This is a genomic window from Paenarthrobacter sp. NPDC090520, from assembly GCF_044769205.1.
GTDB lineage: Bacteria > Actinomycetota > Actinomycetes > Actinomycetales > Micrococcaceae > Arthrobacter.
This window is the reverse complement of the sequence record NZ_JBIVXM010000001.1, coordinates 452,692-476,844: the sequence shown is the minus strand read 5'-3', so window position 1 is coordinate 476,844 and position 24,153 is coordinate 452,692. Positions and strand designations below refer to the sequence as shown.

Genomic DNA, 24,153 nt, shown 5'->3' with positions numbered 1-24,153 from the left:
GATGAGAGAGCGTCCCACAAAACAGGCGACTCGATGAGAGAGCGTCCCACAAAACAGGCGACTCGATGAGAGAGCGTCCCACAAAACAGGCGACTCGATGAGAGAGCGTCCCACAAAACAGGCGACTCCGTGAGAGAGGGTGGACGACGACGGTCCCCGCCTTGTCACTCAAGGCGGGGACCGTCGTCGTGCTTTGGGCCGTCGTACTTTTGGGGATCTAGACCAGGCGGGTCAGCCAGCCGTGGCGGTCCTCGACCGTTCCGGTCTGGATGCCCAGGAGCTGCTCGCGGATGGCCATGGTGGTTTCGCCTGCTTTGGCGTCCTCGGAGCCGATGAATTCCGTGGCGTCCTTCAGCACGCCGATCGGCGTGATCACGGCAGCAGTACCGCACGCGAAGACCTCGGTGATGTCGCCCGAAGCAACGCCGTCACGCCACTCGTCCAGGGTGATCTTGCGCTCGGATACCTCGCGGCCCATGTCCTTGGCCACCTGGATCACGGAGGACCGGGTGACGCCTTCCAGGATGGTTCCGCTCAGGGCCGGCGTGGCCAACGAGCCGTCCTTGAACACGAAGAAGACGTTCATGCCGCCGAGTTCTTCCACGGCATCGTCGTTGAAGTGGTCCAGGAAGAGTACCTGCTTGCAGCCGTTGGCCTCTGCTTCCTGCTGCGCGATCAGCGAGGCGGCATAGTTGCCACCGCATTTGGCCGCACCGGTGCCACCGCGGCCAGCCCGGGCGTACTCGCTGGAGATCCAGATGGACACCGGCTTGAGTTCCCCGCCGAAGTAGTTCCCGGCCGGCGAAGCGATGACGCGGAAGGACACTTCACGGGCGGCACGGACACCCAGGAAAGCCTCGGTGGCGATCATGAACGGACGCAAGTACAGGGCTTCACCGTCACCGGAGGGAACCCATTCCTTGTCGGCCTGTACCAGTTCGCGGATGGCGCCCAGGAAGTATTCCTCCGGCAGTTCCGGAAGGGCCAGGCGACGGGCGGACTTGTTGAGCCGGGCAGCATTGGCTTCCGGGCGGAACGTCCAGACGGAACCGTCAGCGTGGCGGTACGCCTTGAGGCCCTCGAAAATTTCCTGGCCATAGTGCAGCACCGCGGCCGAGGGGTCCAGCGTAATGGGACCATACGGCTCTACGCGGGCATTCTGCCATCCGCCCTTGCCTTCGGCGTCGACCTTGTAATCGACGACGGCGGTGTGGTCGGTGAAGTAGTCGCCAAATCCCGGGTTCGCCAGGACGGCTGCACGCTCCTCAACAGACTTCGGGTTGGCCGAAAGCTGCTGGCTGAATTCGACGCCATGGGCAGTCTGAGTCATGTTTCCTCCACAGTCAGCTACCTGGCAGTGCGAACCACGGCCCCTGGAAGAGGAGATGGTTCAGCGATGGACCAAGGAAGCAGGTAAATAATTCAAGACAAGCTTACGCCTGAGTAATGGGCCTAAAGTGCGGCCGCAATGGCGTCGCCGATCGCAGCGGTGCTGCGCGGTTCGCCGGTGCGGCTTTCGACGTCGGCAACAACTGCCGCTTCGATCTTGCGGGCCGCCGAGGTGTAGCCAAGGTGGTCCAGCAACAGCACTGCAGACAGGATCGCAGCAGTGGGGTCCGCCTTCTGCTGGCCTGCGATGTCCGGGGCGGAGCCATGGACTGGTTCGAACATGGACGGTGCGGTGCGGTCCATGTTGATGTTTCCTGATGCCGCGAGCCCGATACCGCCAGTGACGGCAGCTGCGAGGTCGGTCAGGATGTCACCGAAGAGGTTGTCGGTGACGATGACGTCGAAGCGGGCCGGGTCGGTGACCAGGAAGATCGTGGCGGCATCGATGTGCAGGTAGTCGTGGGTGACCTCGGGGAATTCCGTGGCCACGGCCTCGACGGTGCGCTTCCAGAGGTGGCCCGCGAAGACCAGGACGTTGTGCTTGTGCACCAAGGTGACATGCTTGCGCGGACGCTCGCTGGCGCGGCGGAAGGCGTCGCGGACAACGCGCTCAACGCCATGGGCAGTATTGAGTGAAACTTCGGTGGCTACCTCGTGCGGGGTTCCGCCGCGGAGGGTGCCGCCGTTGCCAACATAGGGGCCTTCGGTTCCTTCGCGCACCACGATGAAGTCGATGTTGCCGGGATTGGCCAGCGGGCTGCCGACGGTTCCGTAGAGGCGGGAGGGGCGAAGGTTGACGTAGTGGTCCAGGCTGAAACGCAGCTTGAGGAGCATCTCGCGTTCGATGATGCCCGAGGGGATCCGGGTGTCACCCGGGGCTGCGCCGACGGCGCCGAAAAGGATGGCATCGCGCGTCTTCAGGTCCGCCAAGACCTCGTCCGGAAGGGTCTCGCCGGTCTCGAGCCAGTGCTGGGCACCCAGCTTGTAGTGGGTCTGCTCCAGGGTGACGCCTTCTGCGGCTACAGCCTTCTCCAGGACCTTGACGGCTTCGGCGATGACCTCTGGGCCAATGCCGTCGCCGGGGATGACAGCGAGATTGATGGACGATGCGCTCATACGTCCATCTAGCCGGAGAATCCACATGCTGGTCAAAATCGTCTCACTTGTTGAACATTCCACCGAAAGCTCCGACCACGGCATGATGTGAACACCCGCCACGGCCCCATAGAGTCGTAGCGTGGACAGAAGGCACGCAATTTACGAATGGTTCCGGATAAACCGGTTCAAGGTTGACCTGACGGCAACCATCATCCTCCTTCTGTTCTTCGGCCCGGTCTACCTGCTGGCCGGACGGCCCTTCCTCTTCGTCCTGTCCTGCGGCCTCCTGTTGCCCCTCGCCTGGCGACGGACCCGCCCTGTGCCGGCTGCCGCCGTCGTGGTTTTGGTGTGCTTGGTCCAATGGGCGGCTGGTGCCGAACCGGTGGCCGGCCAGATCGCCGTGCCACTCATCATCTACGCCACCGCCGCGTACGGACCGGTGTGGGCAAGCCGCACGGTGCTGCTCCTGGGCATACTGGGCGGTGTGATGCTCACTACACGCGAGTACGCCGGTTCTGCCGAGTCCGGAATCCTGGGCCTCACCATCGGCGCCTTGTACACGGTCCTCATCTGGATGCTGGTACTGGTCAGCTGGACCCTCGGTGACCTGACCAGGGTCCGTCGCCTCCAACTCCAGGCCCTCGAAGACCGAACCCGGCGGCTGGAAATCGAACAGCAACAGGAACGCCAACTCGCCGCGGCGGACGAACGGTCGCACATAGCGCGCGAGATGCACGACATCGTGGCACACTCGCTCTCGGTCATCATCACCCAGGCCGATGGTGCCAGGTACGCAGCGGCGGCCAAACCGGAACTTGCCACCGAGGCACTGGCTACCATCGCGGCAACCGGCCGCGACTCCCTCAGCGAAATGAGGAGGCTTCTCGGCGTCCTGCGAAACGACGACGACTCCCCCACCCGTCCCCAGCCACGGCTGGCCGACCTGGACGAACTCCTCCTGGGCTTCAGGGCAGCCACCCTGCAGGTAGCCTTCGAAGAGCAAGGCGTCCCCCGGCGGGCCATGCCGGCGGGAGCGGAACTCACGGCGTACCGCACCATCCAGGAAGCCCTCACCAACGTCATCAAGCACGGCGGCCCCACCGCGAAGGCGAGTGTCACCCTGGCCTGGCAAGGCCGCGGCCTTCAGGTGGACGTGGTGGACGACGGGCGCGGCGCAGCCGCCGATCCTCCGGCAGCAGGCGGCGGAAACGGCCTGCGCGGCATGGGCGAACGGATTGCGCTCTACGATGGTTCCTTGTCCGCGGGCCCCGAACAGGGCGGCGGATTCCGCGTATCTGCATTCATCCCCTATTCGGAGGCCTGACCATGTCCGAACCCACCGTGCCCATCCGGGTGGCCCTCGTCGACGACCAGCACCTGGTCCGCTCGGGCTTTGGCATGCTCATCAACTCCCAGCCGGACCTTGAAGTGGTGGCTGAAGCCGGCAATGGCATCGAAGCCATCCAGGCGCTCAGCGCCACTGCTGCCGACGTCGTCCTCATGGATGTCCGCATGCCCGGAATGGACGGCATCGAAGCCACCCGCCGCATCCTGGAACAGGCTGCCACGCAGCCCCACGGCTCACAGCGGGCTGACGTGAAGATCGTGGTCCTGACCACCTTCGACCTGGACGAATACGCCTTGGCCGCGATCCGCGCCGGCGCCAGCGGGTTCCTGCTGAAGGACGCACCCCCCGAAGAACTCCTGGAGGCAATCCGGACGGTGTACCGCGGTGACGCCGTGATCGCGCCTTCCACTACCCGCCGTTTGCTGGACCACGTTGCTCCGTTGCTGCGGACGCAGACTCCGGAACAGAGCGGGCACGCGGCCGCAGTGGAGACCCTGACGGCCCGCGAGCGCGAAGTGTTCCTGCTGATCGCCCAGGGCCAGTCCAATCCGGAGATCGCTGCAGGACTCTTCCTTTCCGAGGCAACGGTCAAGACACATGTGGGGCACATCCTGGCCAAGCTCGGCGCCCGGGACCGCGTGCAGATCGTGGTCATCGCCTACGAGACCGGTGTGGTGGCCCCCGGCACGTAGCAGGGATGAGTTCCGTGCTCCCCGGCCTCCGACCACGGTATGAGCGGGCACCTCGGACAGTGGGCCCTTGGCCTGATCCGGGAACCAGCCGCGGGAAATAGCGTGAAAGCATGACAACTTTCACGTCCGCACCGCACCCGTCGTTTCCAGACCAACCCTCCGGCGCCGAGCCCGCGCGTCCCGCCGTCGAGGCCCGTTCACTGACCAAGAGCTACGGTCGCGGCGATACCCGGGTGATGGCCCTGGACAACGTCTCGGTGCGTTTCGAGGCCGGCAAGTTCACTGCGATCATGGGACCGTCCGGTTCGGGCAAGTCCACCCTGATGCACTGCCTGGCCGGATTGGACACTGCTGACAGTGGCCGCATCCTCCTTGGCGGCACTGAACTGACGGGACTTAGTGACAAGGAACTGACCGCACTGCGGAGGGAACGCATTGGCTTCGTCTTCCAGGCGTTCAACCTGGTGCCCACGCTGACGGCCGAACAGAACATCACCTTGCCGCTTGCGCTGGCGGGAACAACGGCCGACGCCGGGTGGCTGGATACCGTGGTCACCACCCTGGGGCTAAAGGACAGGCTGAAGCACCGCCCACATGAGTTGTCCGGCGGCCAACAGCAAAGGGTTGCGGTGGCACGGGCGCTGCTGACGCGCCCCGACGTCGTCTTCGGCGACGAACCCACCGGCAACCTCGATTCCAAAGCCGGTGGTGAAGTGCTGGCGCTCCTGCGCCGGAGCAGCCAGGAAATGGGCCAGAGCATCATCATGGTGACGCACGATCCCGTCGCCGCAAGCTACGCAGACCGCGTGGTCCTGATGAGCGACGGCGGCTTGGTGGGCGAAATCCACCAGCCCACCCCGGACTCGGTGCTGACCGCCCTCGGCAAGTTGGGGGCATAAGGCGTGCTGCGCGTTGCCATATCCCAGCTAACGACGCATTACCGCCGGTTCGTGGCCATTGGCCTGGCCGTGATGCTCTCCGTCATGTTCCTGGCCGCCACGCTCATGGTTGGCGCGAGCACCAACGCATCGCTCGGGGCCAGCATCGGCGAGGCTTACCGCCACGCAGACCTGGTGGCAACGTCCAAGAACGGTGAGCCGTTCAGCCAGGCGGCCGTGGAGGCTGCGTCGTCCTCCCCCGCAGTGCAGGACAGTTACGCGGAGCGATCCAGTTACGTGACGTTCGAGGCCGGCGGCGGGGAACAGTTCGGGCGGCTTCGAAATGCGGCACCGACTCCCCTGGAGGGGGCCGTGATTTCGTCAGGATCCATGCCGTCCAAACCCTTCGACGTAGTGATTGATGTCAAGACCGCCCAGCACCTGGGCCTCGCTCCGGGCAGCACCTTGGAACTGCATGGCAGTGGTCCAGTCAAGAACGCCAAGGTGACCGTTACTGGCCTGGTGCAGTCCACGAACGATCCCTTCTCCGCTTCCGCGGCACAACTCATTGCCGGGCCTTCGGTGTTGAACGCCGTCCAGGACAGTGGCGCCGGTTTCAGCGGCCTGCAGTTCACCCTCAAACCGGGCGAAGATGTGTCCGCGGCGAAGGACTACATCACGCACCGCATGGAGGCCGCTGGTGCTGATGGGCCGGTGTTGCAGACCGCCCAGGAGAAGGTCACGGCCACGGTGGCCATGCTCAGCGCGGGCCAGGACCAGCTGACCATTGTCCTGCTGGCCTTCGCGGGGGTTGCGATTTTGGTATCCACCTTGGTGGTGGCGAACACCTTCTCGGTGCTGGTGGCTCAGCGCACCCGCGAGTTGGCGTTGCTGCGATGCCTCGGTGCCGGACGCGCACAAATCCGGGGTTCCGTCATGGTGGAGGCGCTGGTGGTCGGTTTTGCCTCGTCGGTACTGGGCGTGGCTGCGGCCGTTGGCTTGATGTCCGGGCTGGTCGCTTGGGCCAGGACGCAGCCTGAGCAGTCCTTCGCCACGTTGGCTGTCCCGCCGTCGGCCGTCATTGCGGGGCTGCTGGCCGGAACCCTGCTGACCGTCATGGCCGCGCTGGTGCCCGCGAAGGCGGCAACCGCCGTCGCGCCTCTTGCCGCCCTTCGCCCCGCAGACGACGCCACCGTCCGCAACCGGCGCGGCAAGGTACGCCTTGTCCTTGGTGTGGTGGCTGTGCTCGGCGGGGCCGCCGTGCTGGTCTTCGGCAGCGTCAAGGTCTCCCTCCCGGTGGCACTGCTGGGTGGCGCCGTGTCCTTCGTGGGCATCCTGCTCTGTGCCACGCTCTTCATCCCGACGGTTGTGGCTTGGGCAGGCCGTTTGGCTGCCCCGGCGGGGGTTCCCGGCAAGCTCGCCGCGGTCAACGCAACGCGCAACCCGGCCCGGACATCGGCGACCGCCGCTGCCCTGCTGATTGGCGTCACCTTGGTTTCCCTCATGATGACCGGCGCCGCCACGTCACGCCAGGCCTTCAACAGCACGTTGGCGGAAACCTATCCCGTGGACCTGGCCGCTCCAACTGCCGTGTCGGGCCCCGGTACAGTCGACCCCGCGCAGGCAGTCAAGCGGATCGCGTCCCTGGAGGGGGTGCGCGCAGCCGTCCTCCTCCCGGCAGTGGGCCAGCTCGCCGACGCATCAACGCCCGACGGCGGCACCACCCTCTACGCCATCAGCGGCGCGGATGCTTCCGCCGTGCTACGGGACGACAAGCTGCGTCCTGCGTCTGGGACGGTATACCTGCCTGAGGATTCGCGTGAAGGCCCGGCGAACATCACGACGGCGGCCGGTCCGGTAACGCTCGACGCCAAGGTGCTGAAGACCCGCCATGTCCCGGCCTTCGTGGCAAGCGGCAGCATCACTTCCGGATCGTTGCCGGACACACCCGGCATGGTCTGGGTGAAGGTGGACGATGCCGTGTCCGGTGATCGCGTGCAGGCCCTGCAAAAGGAAATCGCGGCTGCCTTGGGAGTCCCTGAGCGGACGGTCAGCGGCGCGGCCATCGAGCGGGCTACGTTCAACAGCATCATCGATGTCCTGCTGCTCGTGGTCACGGGGCTGCTCGGCATCGCGGTGGTGATCGCCTTGATCGGCGTGGCCAACACCCTGTCCCTCTCCGTCCTGGAACGAACCCGCGAGAATTCGCTGCTCCGGGCGCTCGGCCTGACCAAGGGGCAGCTCCGTGGAATGCTCGCCATCGAAGCAGTCCTTGTGGCCGGCGTGGCGGCTGTCCTCGGCGCCGGCTTGGGCTGTGTGTATGGCTGGCTGGGGGCACAAGCCACCCTTGGCGGCATGGCGGACGTGGTTCCGACGGTGCCGTGGCTCCAACTCGCGGCAGTGTTCGGAGTGGCAGTCATCGCAGGCCTGTTGGCCTCGGTGGTTCCTGCCCGCCGCGCTGCGCGGTTGTCGCCGGTTGAGGGCCTCGCCACCGCCTGACGCTCTCTCACCCAACAACCCTTAAAGCCAAACGCTCTCTCACTTCCGCCGGCCGGACCGGCTGGAAGTGAGAGAGCGTTGGCGTTTTTGGGCGGTTTAGGGAGAGAGGGTCCGTCAGGCCTCGGCGGGTTCCTCGTAGCGCGGGAAGACCGGGGCGGGAGCCGGAAGCTCCGTGCCGGCAACGATCGGCGTGGCGATGGCAGCGAACTGGCGCGCCTCGCCTTCCGGCTGGCCAAGTACCCCAAGAAGCTTGGCGGACGACGACGGCATGACCGGTTGGGCGAGGATCGCCACGATCCGGACAACTTCCAAGGTGACGTACAGGACCGTGTTCATGCGCTCCAGGTCCGTCTTACGCAGCACCCACGGCGCCTGCTCGGCAAAGTAGGCGTTGGTATCGCCCAGCACCGTCCAGATTGCCTCGAGTGCACGGCTGAATTCCTGCTTCTCGAAGGCGCCACGGGCTGTTTCGAGCAGTGCGCCCGCCTTGGCAAGGAGTGCCTGGTCCTCGGCCGTGAATTCGCCGGGAACAGGGACCTTGCCTTCGCAGTTCTTGGCCACCATGGACAGCGAACGCTGGGCCAGGTTGCCGAAGTTGTTGGCGAGGTCCGAGTTCATGCGGCCCACGATGGCCTCATGGTTGTAGCTGCCATCGGCGCCGAACGGGACTTCGCGAAGGAAGAAGAAACGGCACTGGTCCAGCCCGTATTGCGTCACGAAGTCCTGCGGTGCCACCACGTTGCCGAGCGACTTAGACATCTTGACGCCATTGTTGGTCAGGAATCCGTGGATCATGACGCGCTTGGGCAGCTCAAGCCCGGCACTCATGAGGAACGCGGGCCAGTAGATGGCATGGAAACGGGAGATGTCCTTGCCGATCACGTGGACATCCGCCGGCCAGAACTTCTTGAAGGATTCGGAGTCCACGTCCGGGTAGCCTGCACCGGTCAGGTAGTTGGTGAGTGCATCCACCCAGACATACATGACATGCTTCTCGTCGCCCGGAACCGGAACGCCCCAGTCGAACGTGGTGCGGCTGATGGACAAGTCCTCAAGACCACGCTTGACGAAGCTGATGACCTCATTGAACCGCGACTGCGGTGCCCCGAACTCGGGCTGTTCCTCGTACAACGCAAGCAGCTTTTCCTGGTAGGCGGACAGCCGGAAGAAGTAGCTCTCCTCCGCCGTCCACGTCACCAGGGTGTCGGTTTCCTTGGAGTAGCGCAGGCCGTCTTCCTTCACGACGGTATCGTCCTCGACGTAATACGCTTCGTCGCGGACGGAGTACCAGCCCTCGTACTTGGAGAGGTAGATATCGCCGTTGGCTTCCATCTTCTTCCAGATGGCCTGCGACGCCTCATAGTGGTCGGGGTCCGTGGTCCGGATGAAGCGGTCGTGGGAGATGCCCAGGTCCTTGCTCATCTGCTTGAAGGCAGCGGAGTTCCGGTCGGCCAGTTCCTTGGCGGTGAGGCCTTCCTTCTCGGCGGACTGCTGCATCTTGAGCCCGTGCTCATCGGTGCCGGTCATGAAGAACACCTCATGGCCGTCGAGGCGCTTGAAGCGCGCCATGGCATCAGTGGCGATGACCTCGTAGGCATGTCCGATGTGCGGCACGCCGTTGGGGTAGCTGATGGCCGTGGTGATGTAGAACGGGGATTTCTCTGCAGACGTCACTCTAAGAAGTTACCTTTATTTTCGGTGTTGAGAAGCTAGTTAAGCTCGGTCAGCGTATCGCTGAGCCGGACCAGTTCATGGTCGTGTGACGCCACGAGTACCGCGATGCCGTCGCTGGTGGTGTCCTTGAGGATACCGATAATGCGGTTGGCGGCGGCGCGGTCAAGGCTGGCTGTGGGCTCGTCGACCACCAGGACGCGGGTGCCGAGGATCAGCGCCCGGGCAATGGCCACGCGCTGGCGCTCACCGCCGGAGAGCTGGGCCGGGCGGTGGCGCATGCGGCGACCCAGGCCCACCAGGTCCAGGAGGTCCTTGGCCATCTCGGTGCGCTGCTCCACTTCGCCGTCCGGAACGGCGGGCAGCAGGACGTTCTCCAGCGCGCTCATGCCGTCGATCAGGGCACCGCCCTGGTCCACATAGCCGATGAGTGCCCGACGGCGGTCGGCGATTTCGTCGTCGCCCATCGCTTCCAGGGACGTGCCTTCCCAAAAGACCTTGCCCGACGTCGGGAGCGTCAGTCCGGCGCTCACGGTCAGGATGCTGGTCTTGCCGGAGCCGCTTCGGCCGGCGATGCAGTGCATCTCACCGGCGTGCAGCGTGAGGTTGAAGTCATCGACGACGTCCACTTCCTCGGCCCCGCCCTTGTCGCCACCGTAGTGGATGGTGACACGGCTCAGCTCCAGTGGAGTGGCGTGGTCGGCGGCCTTCACGATCGTGTTGGCGCGGGTCTGCAGCGACTCGTCCGTGGATTCCGGGGTCGCCGTCAGCTCGGGGTTGGGAGTCTCAGTCATTTGACTACTTTCGTTGCAATCGGAATCCAGCAAATTACGGCCAGCAGACCGGCCAGCCCGGCCCACAGAGCCGCGTAGGGAGCAAGGAGCAGACCCAGTCCCAGGGCGCCAAGGACGCCAAGGGGAAGGGCCACGGTGCCCACGAGGGCGTTTTCGAAGAAGCGGACCTGGCCCAGCATGTCCGGGTTCCAGCCCATGGCACGCAGGGTACCGAGGTACTCACGCTTGGCGTGGAGCTCGAACCGGCCGGTGACCAAGGTCAGCAGCAGGCCCACGAGCACACCGAACACGGCCAGGATCACACTGGGCAGGGCCACGCTCGCTGCCGCCAGGCCGCTGAGTGCGCTGGCGCCGGCGGCGCGGGGAATATCGATCAGCAAGGCGATCAGCGCACCCACGGCGGCACCGAAGACGCCCACGGCCACCGCCAGCGAGATCGAGTTGAACCGGTTGGTGGTCAGCTGCCTGTTGGCGAACGTCAGCGGCGAATCCACGGTGACGAGGCGTTCGTCGTGCTGGGGTTCCTGGTCCACTACAACGCGGTGGCGCAGTTGCTGGGCGGCGAGGAACGCAGCGCCCGCATAGATGATCAACATGGTGATCGAGACGATGACGGTGGCGAGGTTCCAGCTGAGCAGGCTCAGGATGATGCCGGCCGCAGCCAAGGCAGCCGCGCCTACCGCAAACTCCTCAAGGACCCAGGACCGGATGCGTTTCTGCGTCCACCCCATGGCCCGGAGGATGCCCGCTTCGCTCCGGCGCTGCCGGATGTAGCTGACCGTCGACGCACCCGTGAGCAGCGTGGCGCCGAGCAGGGTCAGGAAGAGGAGGGTGACGTTGGTACCCGTCAGGGAGCCGGACACGGCGTCTGCTGCATCCTGGCGGACCCACGACTGCTGGACGGTGCCCAGTGCCGATTCCTTGCCGGAGTCGTCCTTGCTGTAGCCGGGGACGAAGATGTTGGCGTCTTCACGCGCCGAGCCTGCAACTACGGTGGCTTCGAGTCCGAGCTCGCGGATCTGGGCTGCGAGCTTCTCAACCTCAGGCTGCGCCTGCTTCCAGTTGCCCGTTGCGTTGGCACGGACGCGGATGGCGTCGATGACGTTGGCGTTGGAGTCGTAGCCGCGGGCTGCGGCCAGGCCGTAATAGTCGGTGATGGCGCCGGCGGACTGGCTCACCAGGCCCGTGGCACTCAGGGAAGGCTTCAACTGCGTGCCGTCCACATCCTTGCCCTGGGCATCCTTGCTCAGGGTCATGGGCGCGGGATCGTAGCCACCGAGCGGAAGCTTGTTGACATCGCCGGCGGCTGCCTGGACGTCCGCGGGGTTGAAGGTTCCGTACACCATGGGCATGGGCGTGGCCGGCTTCTTGCCGGTGGCGAGGTCTTCCCGGTAGGAGCGTTCGTCGACGGGCTTGCGCTGGGTCTGGTCGACGGCTGCGCCGAACGACGACTTCTCGGGCAGGCGGTTGACCGTGACCCAGTCCCCCGGCGTCGCTGACTTGTCCGAGGCGCCGTTGGCGGCCTGGTCGCCGTCCTTGTACTTGGGTGCAGCGGCGAAGGCGGCACTCCACGTAGCCGGATCGTAAAGGCCCTGGCCGAAGGAGGCCGTGCTGCCCAGCAGCTGGCTGTGGTCGGTGGAGCCGGGCCATTCCAGGGCGAAGGGTGCCTTGGAAACGAACGGCAGGTAGTCCTTGTCCAGGGAGCGGGAAACCGTACCGACGTCCTTGACTACCTTGCCGGACGAATCGATTTCCTCGATCTTGACCGAGTACTGCAGGTCCAGGGACGTACCGGAGCGGACAATCAGCGGGATGGCCTGGGAATCGTCCGTCAGGAGACCGTCGCGCTTTGCCTGCTGGTACTGCGTCATGAGCGGAGCCCAGTACTTGAGCTTCACGCCGAGGAAGTCAGGGCCTTCCTCCAGCTGCTGCATGCTCAGGCCCGTGGTGAACAGGCTTTCGAAGTGCCGGCCGATCGCCCCGGCGTTGCGGGCATCCGCCGGCGGAGCCTTCTCCAGCGGCGCCAGGAAATCGCCCGCGGAGCCCAGGAGGGCCCGCTCCGAAGCGGGGTCAACCGCGACGACGGACTCGGTCACCTCAGGTGCCAACGGGAGGGCCACGGAGAGGTTGAAGAGGTTGTGCTCCGAACCAAGGGCCGGGGCCGGGAACTTGATGCCTGTTTCGCCGTCGGGTCCGGAGATCCGGACGTTGGAGCCGCCTGCGGCCTGTTCCTGCACCAGGCGGCCCTTGCCCAGGGTGCCCTCGGCGCTGGTCTTGAACAACGTCTGTTGGTTGACGCCGTCGGAGCTCGTGGCCGTGGCCGTCAAGCGGTACTTCTTGGGGGTGTCCGACAACACCGACTCAGCGGCAGGCCATTTGCTGGAATCCATGGCGGACGGATCGCCTGCCGTCACGGCTCCGGCGAGCCCGGCGTTGTAGCCGAGGTAGTCCATGGCATTCAGGCGCGGCGCTTCAAGGTTCTGCGACACACGGGACACCAGGCTGATCGGGGCAGCCACGGACGTTTGGCCCATGGCACGGATCTTGTCCAGCTGGTCGAAGCTGATACCGCCCTGGCCGTTGGCGATTTCCGGCTGGATCAGCGCACCACCCTCGCCGTCCTTGGCCTGGTCAGGCTTCGCCTGGACCAGGATGTCGTACAGACCGCGCGAGTTCTCGTCCACGGTCCGGTTCAGGGCCGCCTGCGACTGGCTCTGGACGAGGACGGACAAGCACATCGCGACGATCAAAATGGCCGCGGTCAGCAGCAGCACACGGCTTCTGATGAACCTTTGGACGGCGTTCATTGGGCTCCCTGAGACCTTGATTGCGGGCGCGCACACATGGACCCTGACCCCTCGAAAACACAAAGGAATCCCGGGCTGTATGTGCAAAAAGTAGTGGCCGGCCTGCTGCCGGGTCCGAATCCCGGACCCAGCCATTGTAAGCAGACCGGCCACGCAAGCGTGTCAGAAGTGTGTCTCCACCACGCCAAAATCAGCTTTGAGGATGACCCCTAGTCCTCCAGGTCCACTTCGCGGACCATGTCCGCTCCGATGCCTGCCTTGATGGCCTCCAGCACCTGCTGCGGGACCGAGCTGTCGATGGTCAGGAGCGCCAGGACCTGGCCACCTTCGGTCTGGCGGGCAACCTGCATGCCGCCGATGTTGATGTTGTTCATGCCGAGGATGTGGCCTATGGTGCCGATGACGCCCGGGCGGTCAGCGTAGGCAACAACCACCAGGTGCTCGCTGATGGGGATTTCGACGTCGTACCCGTTGACGCCTACCAGCTTCTCCACCTGCTTGGGCCCGGTCAGGGTACCGGCCACGGAGATCTGGGAACCGTCGCTGAGGGCGCCACGGATGGTCAGGACGTTGCGGTAGTCTTCGGCGTCCGGCGTGGTGATCAGGCGGGTGTTGATGCCGCGCTGCTCGGCGATGACGGGGGCGTTGACGTAGGAAACCTGCTCGGTGACAACATCGGCGAACACACCCTTGAGGGCAGCCAGTTCCAGGACCTTGACGTCCAGGGCGGCGATTTCACCGGCAACCTCGACGTCGATCTGGGTCAGGGAAGCGTGTGTCAGGGCAGTGAAGATCCGGCCGAGCTTTTCGATCAGCGGGATGCCCGGTCGGACGTCGCTGGCAATGACGCCGCCGGCCACGTTGACGGCGTCCGGCACCAGTTCACCGGCCAGGGCGAGGCGGACCGATTTGGCCACCGAGACGCCGGCCTTCTCCTGGGCCTCGTCCGTGGAGGCACCAAGGTGCGGCGTCACCACGACGTTGTCGAGTTCGAAGAAGGGCAGGTCCGTACTGGGCTCCTTGACGAAGACGTCCACACCGGCGCCGGCAATCTGGCCTTCCTTCAAGGCGGTGTAGAGGGCTTCCTCGTCAACCAGGCCACCACGTGCCACGTTGATCACATACGCGGATTCCTTCATCTTGCGGAAGGCGTCAGCGCCCAGCATGCCTACCGTCTCAGGCGTCTTGGGCATGTGGATGGTGATGAAGTCCGCGTTGGCCAGGAGCTCGTCCAGGGTGACCAGCTTGACGCCCAGCTGCGCCGCACGGGCAGCCGTGATGTAGGGGTCGTAGGCGAGGATCTCGGTGTCGAAGCCCTGAAGGCGGGCAGCCACGAGGGCACCGATGCGGCCCAGGCCAATGATGCCGATCTTCTTCTCGAACAGTTCGATGCCCGTGTACTTGGAACGCTTCCATTCGCCGTTCTTCAGGGCGGAGCTTGCCTGCGGGATGTGGCGGGCCAGGCTCAGGATGTGGCCCACCGTCAGTTCAGCGGCGGAAACGATGTTGGATGTGGGAGCGTTGACCACCATGACACCGGCCTGGGTGGCGGACTTGATGTCCACGTTGTCCAGCCCCACGCCGGCACGTGCGATGACCTTGAGGTTCTTCGCGGCGGCGATGGCTTCGGCATCAACCTGGGTGGCCGAACGGACCAGGATGGCGTCGACGTCGGCAATGGCGGACAGCAACTGGGAGCGGTCGGCGCCGTCGGTCTGGCGGATCTCGAAATCCGGGCCCAATGCCTCGACTGTGGCGGGCGAAAGTTCCTCGGCGAGGAGGACGACGGGTTTGGTGGCTGACACGGGGTGGCACCTTACTTTGGACAACTTGGGAACAGTACTGGACAAGGAGCGGATGCGTGGCCCGGGCACGACGCCGGGACCTGCCCAGAATATCGAATCAGGGCCGCTAAGCCGGTGCCCGGTTGGGGATGTTACGGGCAGGCCGGGCCGGTTGTGAAGAAGTTCACAGCCCACCGTTGGGAGCCGGAGGGCGGGTAGAACGGGCAATGCCCGCCCGGTATGTAGAAGCCGGACGGGCATTGCGGGGGAAGAATCAGCGTGCAGCCGAGCCTTCGACGTAGTCCTCGTCCTGCTGCTGCCAGGAGAAGAGCGAGCGGAGTTCGCGGCCAACTTCCTCGATCGGGTGCTGCTCTGCCTTGGCACGCAGTGCCTTGAACTCGGCGGCGCCGTTGTCCTGGTCGTCGATGAAGCGCTTGGCGAAGGCACCGGACTGGATGTCAGCCAGGACAGCCTTCATGTTTTCCTTCACCTCGGGGGTGATGACGCGCGGGCCGGAAACGTAGTCACCGTACTCGGCGGTGTCGGAGACGCTCCAGCGCTGCTTGGCGATGCCGCCCTCCCACATGAGGTCCACGATGAGCTTGAGCTCGTGGAGTACCTCGAAGTAGGCGATCTGCGGCTGGTAGCCGGCGTCGGTGAGGGTTTCGAAGCCGTACTGGATGAGCTGGGAAACGCCACCGCACAGGACGGACTGCTCGCCGAAGAGGTCCGTTTCGGTCTCTTCGGTGAAGGTGGTCTTGATGACACCGGCGCGGGTGCCGCCGATGGCCTTGGCGTAGGACTTGGCCAGGTCCCAGGCGGAACCGGAAGCGTCCTGTTCCACGGCGATGATGTCCGGGATGCCACGGCCGGCTTCGAATTCGCGGCGGACCGTGTGGCCCGGAGCCTTCGGAGCGATCAGGATGACGTCAACGCCGGCCGGAGCCTCGATGTAGCCGAAGCGGATGTTGAAGCCGTGGGCGAGGGCGAGTGCCTTGCCTTCGGTCAGCTTGTCCTTGATGGAGTCGTTGAAGATCGAACGCTGGTGCTGGTCCGGCGCGAGGATCATGATGACGTCGGCCCATTCGGCGGCGTCGGCGACGTTCTTGACGGTAAAGCCGGCGTCCTGTGCCTTGGCGGTCGACTTCGAGCCGTCCTTCAGCGCGATGACAACCTCGACGCCGGAATCGCGCAGGTTCAGCGCGTGGGCGTGGCCCTGGGAGCCGTAGCCGACAATGGCAACCTTGCGACCCTGGATGATCGACAGGTCTGCGTCGTCGTCGTAGAACATTTCAGTCACTTGCGTAACTCCTCTTGAGTGGATTTCTCGATATTGATGTGGTGCTGCGGTACGGGGCACTGCTCACGCGGAGCGGAGCGCCCTGTCACTCATGGAGCGGGATCCCCGTCCAACGGCCAAGGTGCCGGACTGCACAATTTCACGGATGCCGAACGGCTCCAGCACTGAAAGCAGTGCTGCGAGCTTCTCCGGGGTACCGGTTGCCTCAATCACCAACGAGTCTGTGGACACGTCGACAACAGCGGCGCGGAACAGGTCTGCAGCCTGGGTAACCTGCAGACGTGTCGCGGCATCCGCACGTACCTTGACCAGGATGTGGTCGCGCTGTACGGAAGATTCGGAAGTCAGTTCAACAATCTTGATCACGTTGACCAACTTGTTGAGCTGCTTGGTGACCTGCTCGATCAGGTCGCCGTCGGCGTCGACGACAACCGTCATGCGGGACATGCCGGGTACCTCGGTGGGTCCCACAGCCAGGGAGTTGATGTTGAATGCACGCCGGGCGAAGAGGCTGGCCACGCGGGTCAAAACGCCGGGCTTGTCTTCTACCAGAACGGACAGTGTGTGGCGGGTCATGCCTAGTCCTCCTCTTCCCATTCCGGGGTCATGTTGCGGGCAACCTGGATCTGGTCATTGCTGACGCCGGCGGGCACCATGGGCCACACCATCGAGTTGGGGCTCACCACGAAGTCAATGACCACGGGGCGGTCGTTGATTTCGAGGGCCTTCTGGATGGTGGCGTCGATGTCCTCGTCACGCTCGCATCGAAGTGCGGCGCAGCCGTAGGCGTCTGCCAGCTTGACGAAATCCGGGATGCGGATGGTGTCGTGGCCGGTGTTCAGGTCCGTGTTGGAGTAGCGGCCTTCGTAGAACAGTGTCTGCCATTGGCGGACCATGCCCAGCGAAGAGTTGTTGATGATGGCAACCTTGATGGGAATGTTGTTGATGGCGCACGTGGCCAATTCCTGGTTGGTCATCTGGAAGCAGCCGTCGCCGTCGATGGCCCAGACCACACGGTCCGGCTCGCCCACCTTGGCACCCATGGCTGCCGGAACCGAGTATCCCATGGTTCCTGCGCCGCCGGAGTTCAGCCAGGCATGCGGGCGTTCGTAGTTGATGAACTGGGCTGCCCACATCTGGTGCTGCCCCACGCCGGCAACGTAGATGCCCTCAGGTCCGGTGAGTTCGCCGATGCGCTTGAGCACCCGCTGGGGTGCGCTCAGGCCGTCTTCGGGCTCGGTCCAGCCCAAGGGGTACGTTTCACGCAGGTTGTTCAGGAACGCCCACCACGAGTCCAGGTCCGGGGTGCCGCCCTGCTCGAACTGGGCCTTCACGGCCTCGGTCAGTTCCGGAATGATTTCCTTGACCGAGCCAACGATCGGGACATCCGCGGTGCGGTTCTTGGAGATCTCGGCGGGGTCGATGTCAGCGTGGATCACCTTGGCGAAGGGAGCGAACGTCTTCAGCACGCCCGTCACGCGGTCATCGAAGCGTGCCCCCAGGGTAATCAGGAGGTCTGCCTGCTGCAGCGCAGTGACAGCGGAAACGGAACCGTGCATGCCGGGCATGCCCACGTGCTGCGGGTGCGAGTCCGGGAAGGCGCCCCGGGCCATCAGGGTGGTGACCACAGGGGCACCGGTGGCCAGCGCGAGCTCCATGAGTTCGGCCGAAGCATGGCCCTTGACCACCCCGCCGCCCACGTAGAGGACAGGCTTGCTGGAGGCAGCAATCAGCTTGGCTGCTTCGCGCACCTGCTTGTTGTGGCCGCGCACCACGGGGCGGTAGCCGGGCAGGTCGATCTTCGGCGGCCAGGAGAAGGTCATCTGGCCAACCTGGGCGTCCTTGGCGATGTCCACCAGCACTGGACCCGGACGGCCAGTTGAGGCGAGGTGGAATGCCTCAGCCATGACGTGGGGGATGTCGTTGGGGTCCGTCACCAGGAACGAATGCTTGGTGATGGGCATGGTGATGCCCACAATGTCGGCTTCCTGGAAGGCATCGGTGCCAATGACACCACTGGCCACCTGGCCGGTGATGGCCACCATCGGCACGGAGTCCATGTGGGCATCCATGATGGCGGTGACGAGGTTGGTGGCACCGGGGCCCGAGGTGGCGATGCAAACACCAACCCGTCCGGTAACCATGGCGTAGCCTTGCGCGGCGTGGCCGGCTCCCTGTTCGTGACGGACCAGGATGTGATTCATCCTGGAGGCCATCAAGGGGTCGTAGGTGGGCAGGATCGCGCCACCGGGCAAACCGAAAATATCGTCCACGCCGAGTTCTTCGAGCGAACGGACAATTGCTTGCGAGCCGGTCATCACCGTTGGGGGTACAACGTTGTTCGGCCCAAGTACAGGAGAGAGAGGTGCAGCAGCGTCGACGACGGTGTCAGCCGTACGGTCGACCTTTTCCGGAGCTTTGGGGGCTCCAGTGGACTTTGCAGCCATCAGCGAGGGGCTGATCGGCGATCCTTTGCTCATCGGACTCTTCCTTAGTGGATCTTTGATGGGTCTTTGGGAATAAAAAAACCCCTCAGCCTTCCGGCTCTTCGAGGGGTTTGCGCGTGACAGTTCGTTACCAGTCGGGCTAAGCCACGCGCTTGGTAAGGACGACGACGCCGACGGTAACGAATGAGATCATGCGTTCAGTGTTCCCTCTAAGTGAGATACGTGTCAATCGAGCACCATCGTATCCCACTATTTGGACAACGGTGTCCAAGTGCCGGACTCCGCCACGGCTGGACGGGCGGAGTCCGGGCTTGCCGCTAGCCGCAGTAGGCGCCAGTGGAGGCGCTGTGCACCAGCTTGGCGTACTTGGCGAGGACGCCCTTGGTGAACTTCGCCGGCAGCGGCTCCCAGCCCACCTTGCGGGCCTCAAGCTCGGCCTCGTCCACCAAGAGGTCGAAGGACCTGGCGGCGATGTCCACGCGGATGCGGTCGCCGTCCTTCACGAAGGCAATGGGACCGCCGTCCACCGCTTCCGGCGCGACGTGGCCGATGCACAAGCCGGTTGTACCACCGGAGAAGCGGCCGTCGGTGAGGAGCAGAACATCCCTGCCCAGGCCTGCACCCTTGATCGCTCCGGTGATCGCGAGCATCTCGCGCATGCCCGGACCACCCTTGGGTCCCTCATAGCGGATCACCACCACGTCACCCTTGTGGATCTCCCCGTTGTCCAAAGCATCCAGGGCGCCTTGCTCACGTTCGAAGACGCGGGCGGTCCCTTCGAAGACATCCGCATCGAAGCCTGCAGTCTTCACCACCGCACCCTCGGGAGCCATGGAACCGTGGAGGATGGTGATGCCGCCGGTCTTGTGGATGGGGTTGTCCAGGGCACGGATGATCTTGCCGTCGAGGTCCGGCGGATTGATGGACGCAAGGTTCTCTGCGAGGGTCTTGCCCGTCACGGTGAGGCAGTCGCCGTGCAGCAAGCCGGCGTCGAGCAGTGCCTTCATGATGACCGGCACGCCGCCAATCCTGTCCACATCGGTCATGACGTACCGGCCGAAGGGCTTGAGGTCGCCCAGGTGCGGGATCTTGTCCCCGATCCTGTTGAAGTCGGCCAGGGTCAACTCCACGTTGGCTTCACGGGCGATGGCCAACAGGTGAAGGACGGCGTTGGTAGAGCCGCCGAAGGCCATGGTCACGGCGATGGCGTTCTCGAAAGCTTCCTTGGTCATGATGTCGCGCGCGGTGATGCCACGGCGGAGCAGGTTGACCACGGCCTCGCCGGACTTGCGCGCGAACTCGTCACGACGGCGGTCTGCCGAAGGAGGCGCCGCGGACCCGGGGAGTGACATGCCAAGGGCCTCACCGATGCACGCCATGGTGTTGGCCGTATACATGCCGCCACACGCCCCCTCCCCGGGACAAATGGCTTTCTCGATGCGGGTGAGGTCCTCGCGGCTCATCTTTCCCGCTGCACAGGCTCCCACGGCTTCGAAGGCATCAATAAGGGTGACTTCCTTCTCGGAACCGTCCTCCAACTTGACCCAGCCGGGCATGATCGAACCTGCGTAAAGGAAGACGCTGGCAAGGTCCAGGCGGGCCGCGGCCATCAGCATGCCTGGCAGCGACTTGTCACAGCCTGCAAGGAGCACCGAACCGTCAATCCGTTCGGCCTGCATGACGGTTTCCACAGAATCGGCAATGACTTCACGGGACACGAGGGAAAAGTGCATGCCCTCGTGTCCCATGGAAATACCATCCGAGACGGAGATGGTGCCGAATTGCATGGGGAACCCGCCACCGGCGTGGACGCCTTCCTTGGCGCCCTGGGCAAGCCGGTTCAGGGAGAGGTTGCAAGGGGTGATTTCGTTCCAGGAACTGGCGACGCCGATTTGGGGCTTTTCGAAATCGTCGTCGCCCATGCCCACGGCGCGGAACATTCCGCGTGCGGGAGCGGCGTGAATGCCGTCAGTAACAACCCGGCTGCGGGGTTTGATGTCCGGCGCGGTATCTGCAATCTGGCTGGTCTCACTCATGCCCCAAAGTCTATGTGTCCACGCCCTCCCGGGAACCGGCCCAAGCCAGGAAAAACGCAAAAAGAGGAATATTTCCGGTAATCCCCCTGACACCCGAAGTGCTGGACAGTCAATAGGCAGCCACGTAACGTCGGAATCACGACTCACTGGAACGCTGCAAACCCCGGAAGCAGAAGGGCATCACCATGGATTGGTTGATTTGGGTCATTGTCATTGTGCTGGTTGTCGCCATTGTTTGGTGGCTTACAAGCCGGAACAACGCAAGGAATTCGGCGCCTGCCGCGAACGGCTCCGGAACCGGAACCCCGGGGCAGCCCGGGACAACCCCGCCGGCCGCGATGGAACCCAGCAATGTTTCCTCCATCCCTGACACCGCAGCCGCTGTCTCCGGCGTCGCAGGCATTGCGGGCGTCACCAATCTTGGGAAGGCTGCCGCCGAGGGCAGTGGACCCACCGAATCCGTCGCCGAGGAAGAGCCGGACTCGGCGTCAGCTGCAGATACCGGGACCGGGAAGGATGCCATCCCAGCCGGGCCTTCCGGAGCTGCCCGTGTCGATTCCACGCCGGAAACCGGGCAGACCGTCCCGAACGAGCCGGTGGTGGAAACTCCGGTGCTCGATGAGCCTGTAGTGGACGAACCGGTGGTGGACACCCATGCCACGGTGGCAACAGCCGATGCCGGAGACGTCGACGATTGGCAGTCAGGACCTACCGCGGACGACGTTGCACGCGCCGATGATGCCACGGTCAAAGACACCGCGGGCAAAGACGACGCGGGCAAGGACACCGCCGGCGAGGATGCAGCCGACAGGGACGAATGGGAATCCTCCTGGACCGACGCGGCCGGGGCTCCCCTCCACCACCACGAATACACGGATCCCCACTCCCCCACGCTTCCCGGGGCGGAAACGGCTGCTGCGGAAGAGTCCGATCAACCGCTTGCTTCCGCATCAGGACACCTTGCCGCCGACCATCCCTACGGCGTCGGCTCGGCGGGAGCAGCCGCGGATGGAACCGGCCCGGAGGGATACCCCGTCAAGGGCGATGCCACCACCATGACCTACCACGACGAAGATGCCGCCAGTTACGCCGAGGCTCCGGCCGACGTCTGGTTCGAATCGGCCGCCCACGCAGAAGCGGCCGGGTTCCGCGCGCCCCGGCGCAACCGGCACTAGCCGGACAGCGGACCGTGAACTGTGCCCGGCACCTGAGATGAACGGGTCCAAGCCATCGCCGGCGCAACGCCTTTCCCTGAGGGTGCGTGCGCTGGCTTTGGCTTGCTCCCTGATGCCGGCCCTGGCCGCCTGCACGGGCAGCCCATCGTCTCCCGGAACTGCCGCGACACCCGGTGGTACGCAGCAACAAGGCGGTACAGCGTCGACGGGCAGTGGACCGTCGGACTCCCCGGCGTCGACGGCTACGCCGGCCAGCCCGCAGCTCAGGGACAAGCTCGACGTCGGGCTGCGGCTTTCGTGGTCGGTGGTGTTCCTGCCGGACGGTGCAGCCGTCATATCCGAACGCGACTCGGCCCTCCTCAAGGAAATCCGCGACGGCCGCGCCACAACCATCGGCGAGGTCCCCGGCGTCGAACCCGGTGGAGAAGGCGGTTTGCTGGGACTTGCCGTGTCGCCGGACTTCGCCTCCGACCGGTGGCTGTACGCCTACTTCACCTCGGAGGCAGACAATCGCATCGCCCGGATGAAGCTGACCCGGGACGCCGCTGGCCGACTGTCGCTGGGCGAAGCCGACGTTGTCTTCTCCGGAATTCCCAAGGCCTCCACGCACAACGGGGGCCGGATCCGTTTCGGCCCCGACGGATTCCTCTACGTTGGCACGGGAGACTCGCAGCGCCGGGACCAACCTCAGGACATCATGGCCCTGGGCGGAAAGATCCTGCGGCTGACCCCCGATGGCAAGCCGGCCCCGGGCAACCCGTTCGGCGACAACCCCGTGTACAGCTACGGGCACCGGAACGTCCAAGGACTCGCCTGGGACGCTGACGGACGGCTCTGGGCCAGCGAGTTCGGCCCTGACGTGGACGACGAGTTGAACCTGATCACCCGGGGCGGCAACTACGGCTGGCCCACCGTCACCGGGGCGCCCGGGAGGAGCGGCTTCCTGGATGCCAAGGTGGTGTGGCCGTCGACGGCGGATGCGTCACCGAGTGGCCTGGAAATCATCGACGGTGTGGCCTACACCGGCGCGCTTCGCGGACAGCGCTTATGGGCGGTCCCGCTCAACGGTGAAACCGCAGGCACTCCTGTGGCTTTCTTCACAGCGGAATATGGACGGCTCAGGGATGTGGCGAAGGCCCCTGACGGCTCCCTTTGGGTGCTGAGCAACAACAGAAACCCTGACTTCGTGCTGGTTCTGGAGCCTCAGCCCTGACCAGCCATGCAATCCCTCGGACGATTTCACAGTTCCGGGGAAGTCGTGTAGAGTTACTTGTCGTTGCGGAGATCGCCAAGGAACTAAAAGCCCCAAGGCCGATCGAAATCAACAGTTGCACCTCTAGCTCAACTGGCAGAGCAATTGACTCTTAATCAATGGGTTCCGGGTTCGAGTCCCGGGGGGTGCACCAAAGAAAAAGCCCCGAAGTGAATTTCACTTCGGGGCTTTTTGCTGTCCACTTTGGATCCTGGGAATGGAAGACTGTGCGGTCCGTCACTGTTTGTACAAAGTGGTCATCACCGCCGAAAAAGTAGTGTAGAGTTGTCTGTCGTTGCGGCGGTCAACGAGGAAAACAATTCCTCGAAGAAACCGAAACAACAGCTGCACCTCTAGCTCAACTGGCAGAGCAATTGACTCTTAATCAATGGGTTCCGGGTTCGAGTCCCGGGGGGTGCACCAAAAAGAAAAGGCTTCGACCGTCATGGACGGTCGAAGCCTTTTCTTTATGCCCAAAGCGCTCCTGGCCGAAGCCAGGAACCGCCTAGAGGTTGATGTCGTCAGTAGGTTCTTCTTTGATGGGGGCTCCAATGAGTCCGCGCACAACGATCCGCAGTTCGTCACGGAGCCTGGCAGTATCCACGGCCACCGGGGCCAGCACGTCCTGCTCGAGCTTCACGGCTTCCGAGAGGGCTTCCCTTCCGGCCTCGGTCAACGTGACCACATGGCTGCGGCGGTCCGAGTCGCTACGGTGCCGGGTCACATGCCCGTGGAGTTCGAGCCGCGCCAGGGTGGTGCCCATGGTCTGGGCCTTCACGCGCGCTACTTCGGCCAGGGCGGCCTGGGTGATAGGGCCTTTGACCGCGAGTACCTGCATGGCAATAACGCCTGCATGGGTCAGTCCAATAGCTTTTAATTTTTCGTTCCACGAGATTTCCACGAGCCGCGCAGCGGTCGAAAGCAGTCGCGTCGTGGGCCATCTCTCCATATCAGGCATGCCGCCAGTATATGCGGCGGGCACC

At 64.4% G+C, this 24,153-nt stretch carries 17 protein-coding genes and 2 tRNA genes; 8 read left to right on the top strand and 11 right to left on the bottom strand.

Annotated features, from left to right (window positions below; translation table 11 throughout):
• Positions 1-217: 217 nt before the first annotated feature.
• A complete protein-coding gene (locus ACIQTZ_RS02285) occupies positions 218-1,330 on the bottom strand; it encodes a branched-chain amino acid aminotransferase (RefSeq protein ID WP_402977150.1) in 1,113 nt (370 codons plus the stop codon).
• A gap of 122 nt (positions 1,331-1,452) precedes the next feature.
• Positions 1,453-2,505, bottom strand: a complete 1,053-nt coding sequence (locus tag ACIQTZ_RS02280) for a 3-isopropylmalate dehydrogenase (protein ID WP_400330413.1) — start codon at positions 2,503-2,505, stop codon at positions 1,453-1,455.
• Positions 2,506-2,626: 121 nt separating this feature from the next.
• Between ACIQTZ_RS02280 and ACIQTZ_RS02275 the strand changes: the two genes are divergently transcribed.
• From ACIQTZ_RS02275 to ACIQTZ_RS02260, 4 genes are all read left to right on the top strand, one after another.
• A complete protein-coding gene (locus ACIQTZ_RS02275) occupies positions 2,627-3,811 on the top strand; it encodes a sensor histidine kinase (protein WP_402977147.1) in 1,185 nt (394 codons plus the stop codon).
• A gap of 2 nt (positions 3,812-3,813) precedes the next feature.
• Positions 3,814-4,527 (top strand): response regulator, encoded by a 714-nt coding sequence (locus ACIQTZ_RS02270; protein WP_402977144.1) that lies wholly within the window; start codon positions 3,814-3,816, stop codon positions 4,525-4,527.
• 110 nt (positions 4,528-4,637) lie between these two features.
• Positions 4,638-5,426 (top strand): ABC transporter ATP-binding protein, encoded by a 789-nt coding sequence (locus tag ACIQTZ_RS02265; RefSeq protein ID WP_402943256.1) that lies wholly within the window; start codon positions 4,638-4,640, stop codon positions 5,424-5,426.
• A gap of 3 nt (positions 5,427-5,429) precedes the next feature.
• Complete coding sequence (locus ACIQTZ_RS02260) at positions 5,430-7,904, top strand: ABC transporter permease (RefSeq protein WP_402977141.1); 2,475 nt, start codon at positions 5,430-5,432, stop codon at positions 7,902-7,904.
• Between the two features lie 114 nt (positions 7,905-8,018).
• On the opposite strand, the gene metG is transcribed toward ACIQTZ_RS02260, so the two are convergent.
• From metG to ilvD, 8 genes are all read right to left on the bottom strand, one after another.
• Entirely contained in the window at positions 8,019-9,578 is a 1,560-nt protein-coding gene (gene metG / locus ACIQTZ_RS02255; protein ID WP_402943262.1) for a methionine--tRNA ligase, read from the bottom strand.
• A 35-nt stretch (positions 9,579-9,613) separates the two neighbouring features.
• On the bottom strand, positions 9,614-10,369 hold the full coding sequence (locus tag ACIQTZ_RS02250; protein WP_397322510.1) for an ABC transporter ATP-binding protein: 756 nt from the start codon (positions 10,367-10,369) through the stop codon (positions 9,614-9,616).
• Positions 10,366-13,176, bottom strand: a complete 2,811-nt coding sequence (locus tag ACIQTZ_RS02245; protein WP_402977138.1) for an FtsX-like permease family protein — start codon at positions 13,174-13,176, stop codon at positions 10,366-10,368. Before ACIQTZ_RS02245 ends, ACIQTZ_RS02250 begins: the two co-directional genes overlap by 4 nt.
• A gap of 209 nt (positions 13,177-13,385) precedes the next feature.
• Positions 13,386-14,981 (bottom strand): phosphoglycerate dehydrogenase, encoded by a 1,596-nt coding sequence (serA, locus tag ACIQTZ_RS02240; protein WP_402977135.1) that lies wholly within the window; start codon positions 14,979-14,981, stop codon positions 13,386-13,388.
• 253 nt (positions 14,982-15,234) lie between these two features.
• Positions 15,235-16,260 carry a ketol-acid reductoisomerase gene (ilvC, locus tag ACIQTZ_RS02235; RefSeq protein WP_402977132.1) on the bottom strand — a complete coding sequence of 342 codons (1,026 nt, stop codon included), beginning with the start codon at positions 16,258-16,260 and terminating at the stop codon, positions 15,235-15,237.
• 63 nt (positions 16,261-16,323) lie between these two features.
• Complete coding sequence (gene ilvN, locus ACIQTZ_RS02230) at positions 16,324-16,836, bottom strand: acetolactate synthase small subunit (RefSeq protein ID WP_021470923.1); 513 nt, start codon at positions 16,834-16,836, stop codon at positions 16,324-16,326.
• Positions 16,837-16,838: 2 nt separating this feature from the next.
• Positions 16,839-18,740 (bottom strand): acetolactate synthase large subunit, encoded by a 1,902-nt coding sequence (locus ACIQTZ_RS02225; protein WP_400330389.1) that lies wholly within the window; start codon positions 18,738-18,740, stop codon positions 16,839-16,841.
• 284 nt (positions 18,741-19,024) lie between these two features.
• The gene (gene ilvD, locus ACIQTZ_RS02220; protein WP_402977129.1) at positions 19,025-20,743 is read right to left on the bottom strand and encodes a dihydroxy-acid dehydratase; all 1,719 of its coding nucleotides are present in this window, start codon (positions 20,741-20,743) and stop codon (positions 19,025-19,027) included.
• 185 nt (positions 20,744-20,928) lie between these two features.
• On the opposite strand from ilvD, the gene ACIQTZ_RS02215 reads away from it, so the two are divergent.
• From ACIQTZ_RS02215 to ACIQTZ_RS02200, 4 genes are all read left to right on the top strand, one after another.
• On the top strand, positions 20,929-21,918 hold the full coding sequence (locus ACIQTZ_RS02215) for a hypothetical protein (protein WP_402977126.1): 990 nt from the start codon (positions 20,929-20,931) through the stop codon (positions 21,916-21,918).
• Between the two features lie 37 nt (positions 21,919-21,955).
• Complete coding sequence (locus ACIQTZ_RS02210) at positions 21,956-23,131, top strand: PQQ-dependent sugar dehydrogenase (protein ID WP_402977124.1); 1,176 nt, start codon at positions 21,956-21,958, stop codon at positions 23,129-23,131.
• Between the two features lie 117 nt (positions 23,132-23,248).
• Positions 23,249-23,324 (top strand) — tRNA-Lys (locus ACIQTZ_RS02205).
• Between the two features lie 193 nt (positions 23,325-23,517).
• Positions 23,518-23,593, top strand: a tRNA-Lys gene (locus ACIQTZ_RS02200).
• 82 nt (positions 23,594-23,675) lie between these two features.
• Here ACIQTZ_RS02200 and ACIQTZ_RS02195 read toward each other — a convergent pair.
• On the bottom strand, positions 23,676-24,128 hold the full coding sequence (locus ACIQTZ_RS02195) for a MarR family winged helix-turn-helix transcriptional regulator (RefSeq protein ID WP_400330379.1): 453 nt from the start codon (positions 24,126-24,128) through the stop codon (positions 23,676-23,678).
• Positions 24,129-24,153 lie beyond the last annotated feature (25 nt).

Excerpts from the sequence above, each read along its gene's own strand:
- ACIQTZ_RS02215 (WP_402977126.1), top strand. The coding sequence starts at position 20,929 with ATGGATTGGTTGATTTGGGTCATTGTCATTGTGCTGGTTGTCGCCATT.
- ACIQTZ_RS02270 (WP_402977144.1), top strand. The coding sequence starts at position 3,814 with ATGTCCGAACCCACCGTGCCCATCCGGGTGGCCCTCGTCGACGACCAG.
- ACIQTZ_RS02285 (WP_402977150.1), bottom strand. The coding sequence starts at position 1,330 with ATGACTCAGACTGCCCATGGCGTCGAATTCAGCCAGCAGCTTTCGGCC.
- ilvN (WP_021470923.1), bottom strand. The coding sequence starts at position 16,836 with ATGACCCGCCACACACTGTCCGTTCTGGTAGAAGACAAGCCCGGCGTT.
- ACIQTZ_RS02265 (WP_402943256.1), top strand. The coding sequence starts at position 4,638 with ATGACAACTTTCACGTCCGCACCGCACCCGTCGTTTCCAGACCAACCC.
- ACIQTZ_RS02280 (WP_400330413.1), bottom strand. The coding sequence starts at position 2,505 with ATGAGCGCATCGTCCATCAATCTCGCTGTCATCCCCGGCGACGGCATT.
- ACIQTZ_RS02225 (WP_400330389.1), bottom strand. The coding sequence starts at position 18,740 with ATGAGCAAAGGATCGCCGATCAGCCCCTCGCTGATGGCTGCAAAGTCC.
- ACIQTZ_RS02195 (WP_400330379.1), bottom strand. The coding sequence starts at position 24,128 with ATGCCTGATATGGAGAGATGGCCCACGACGCGACTGCTTTCGACCGCT.
- ACIQTZ_RS02245 (WP_402977138.1), bottom strand. The coding sequence starts at position 13,176 with ATGAACGCCGTCCAAAGGTTCATCAGAAGCCGTGTGCTGCTGCTGACC.
- ilvD (WP_402977129.1), bottom strand. The coding sequence starts at position 20,743 with ATGAGTGAGACCAGCCAGATTGCAGATACCGCGCCGGACATCAAACCC.
- ACIQTZ_RS02210 (WP_402977124.1), top strand. The coding sequence starts at position 21,956 with ATGAACGGGTCCAAGCCATCGCCGGCGCAACGCCTTTCCCTGAGGGTG.
- ACIQTZ_RS02250 (WP_397322510.1), bottom strand. The coding sequence starts at position 10,369 with ATGACTGAGACTCCCAACCCCGAGCTGACGGCGACCCCGGAATCCACG.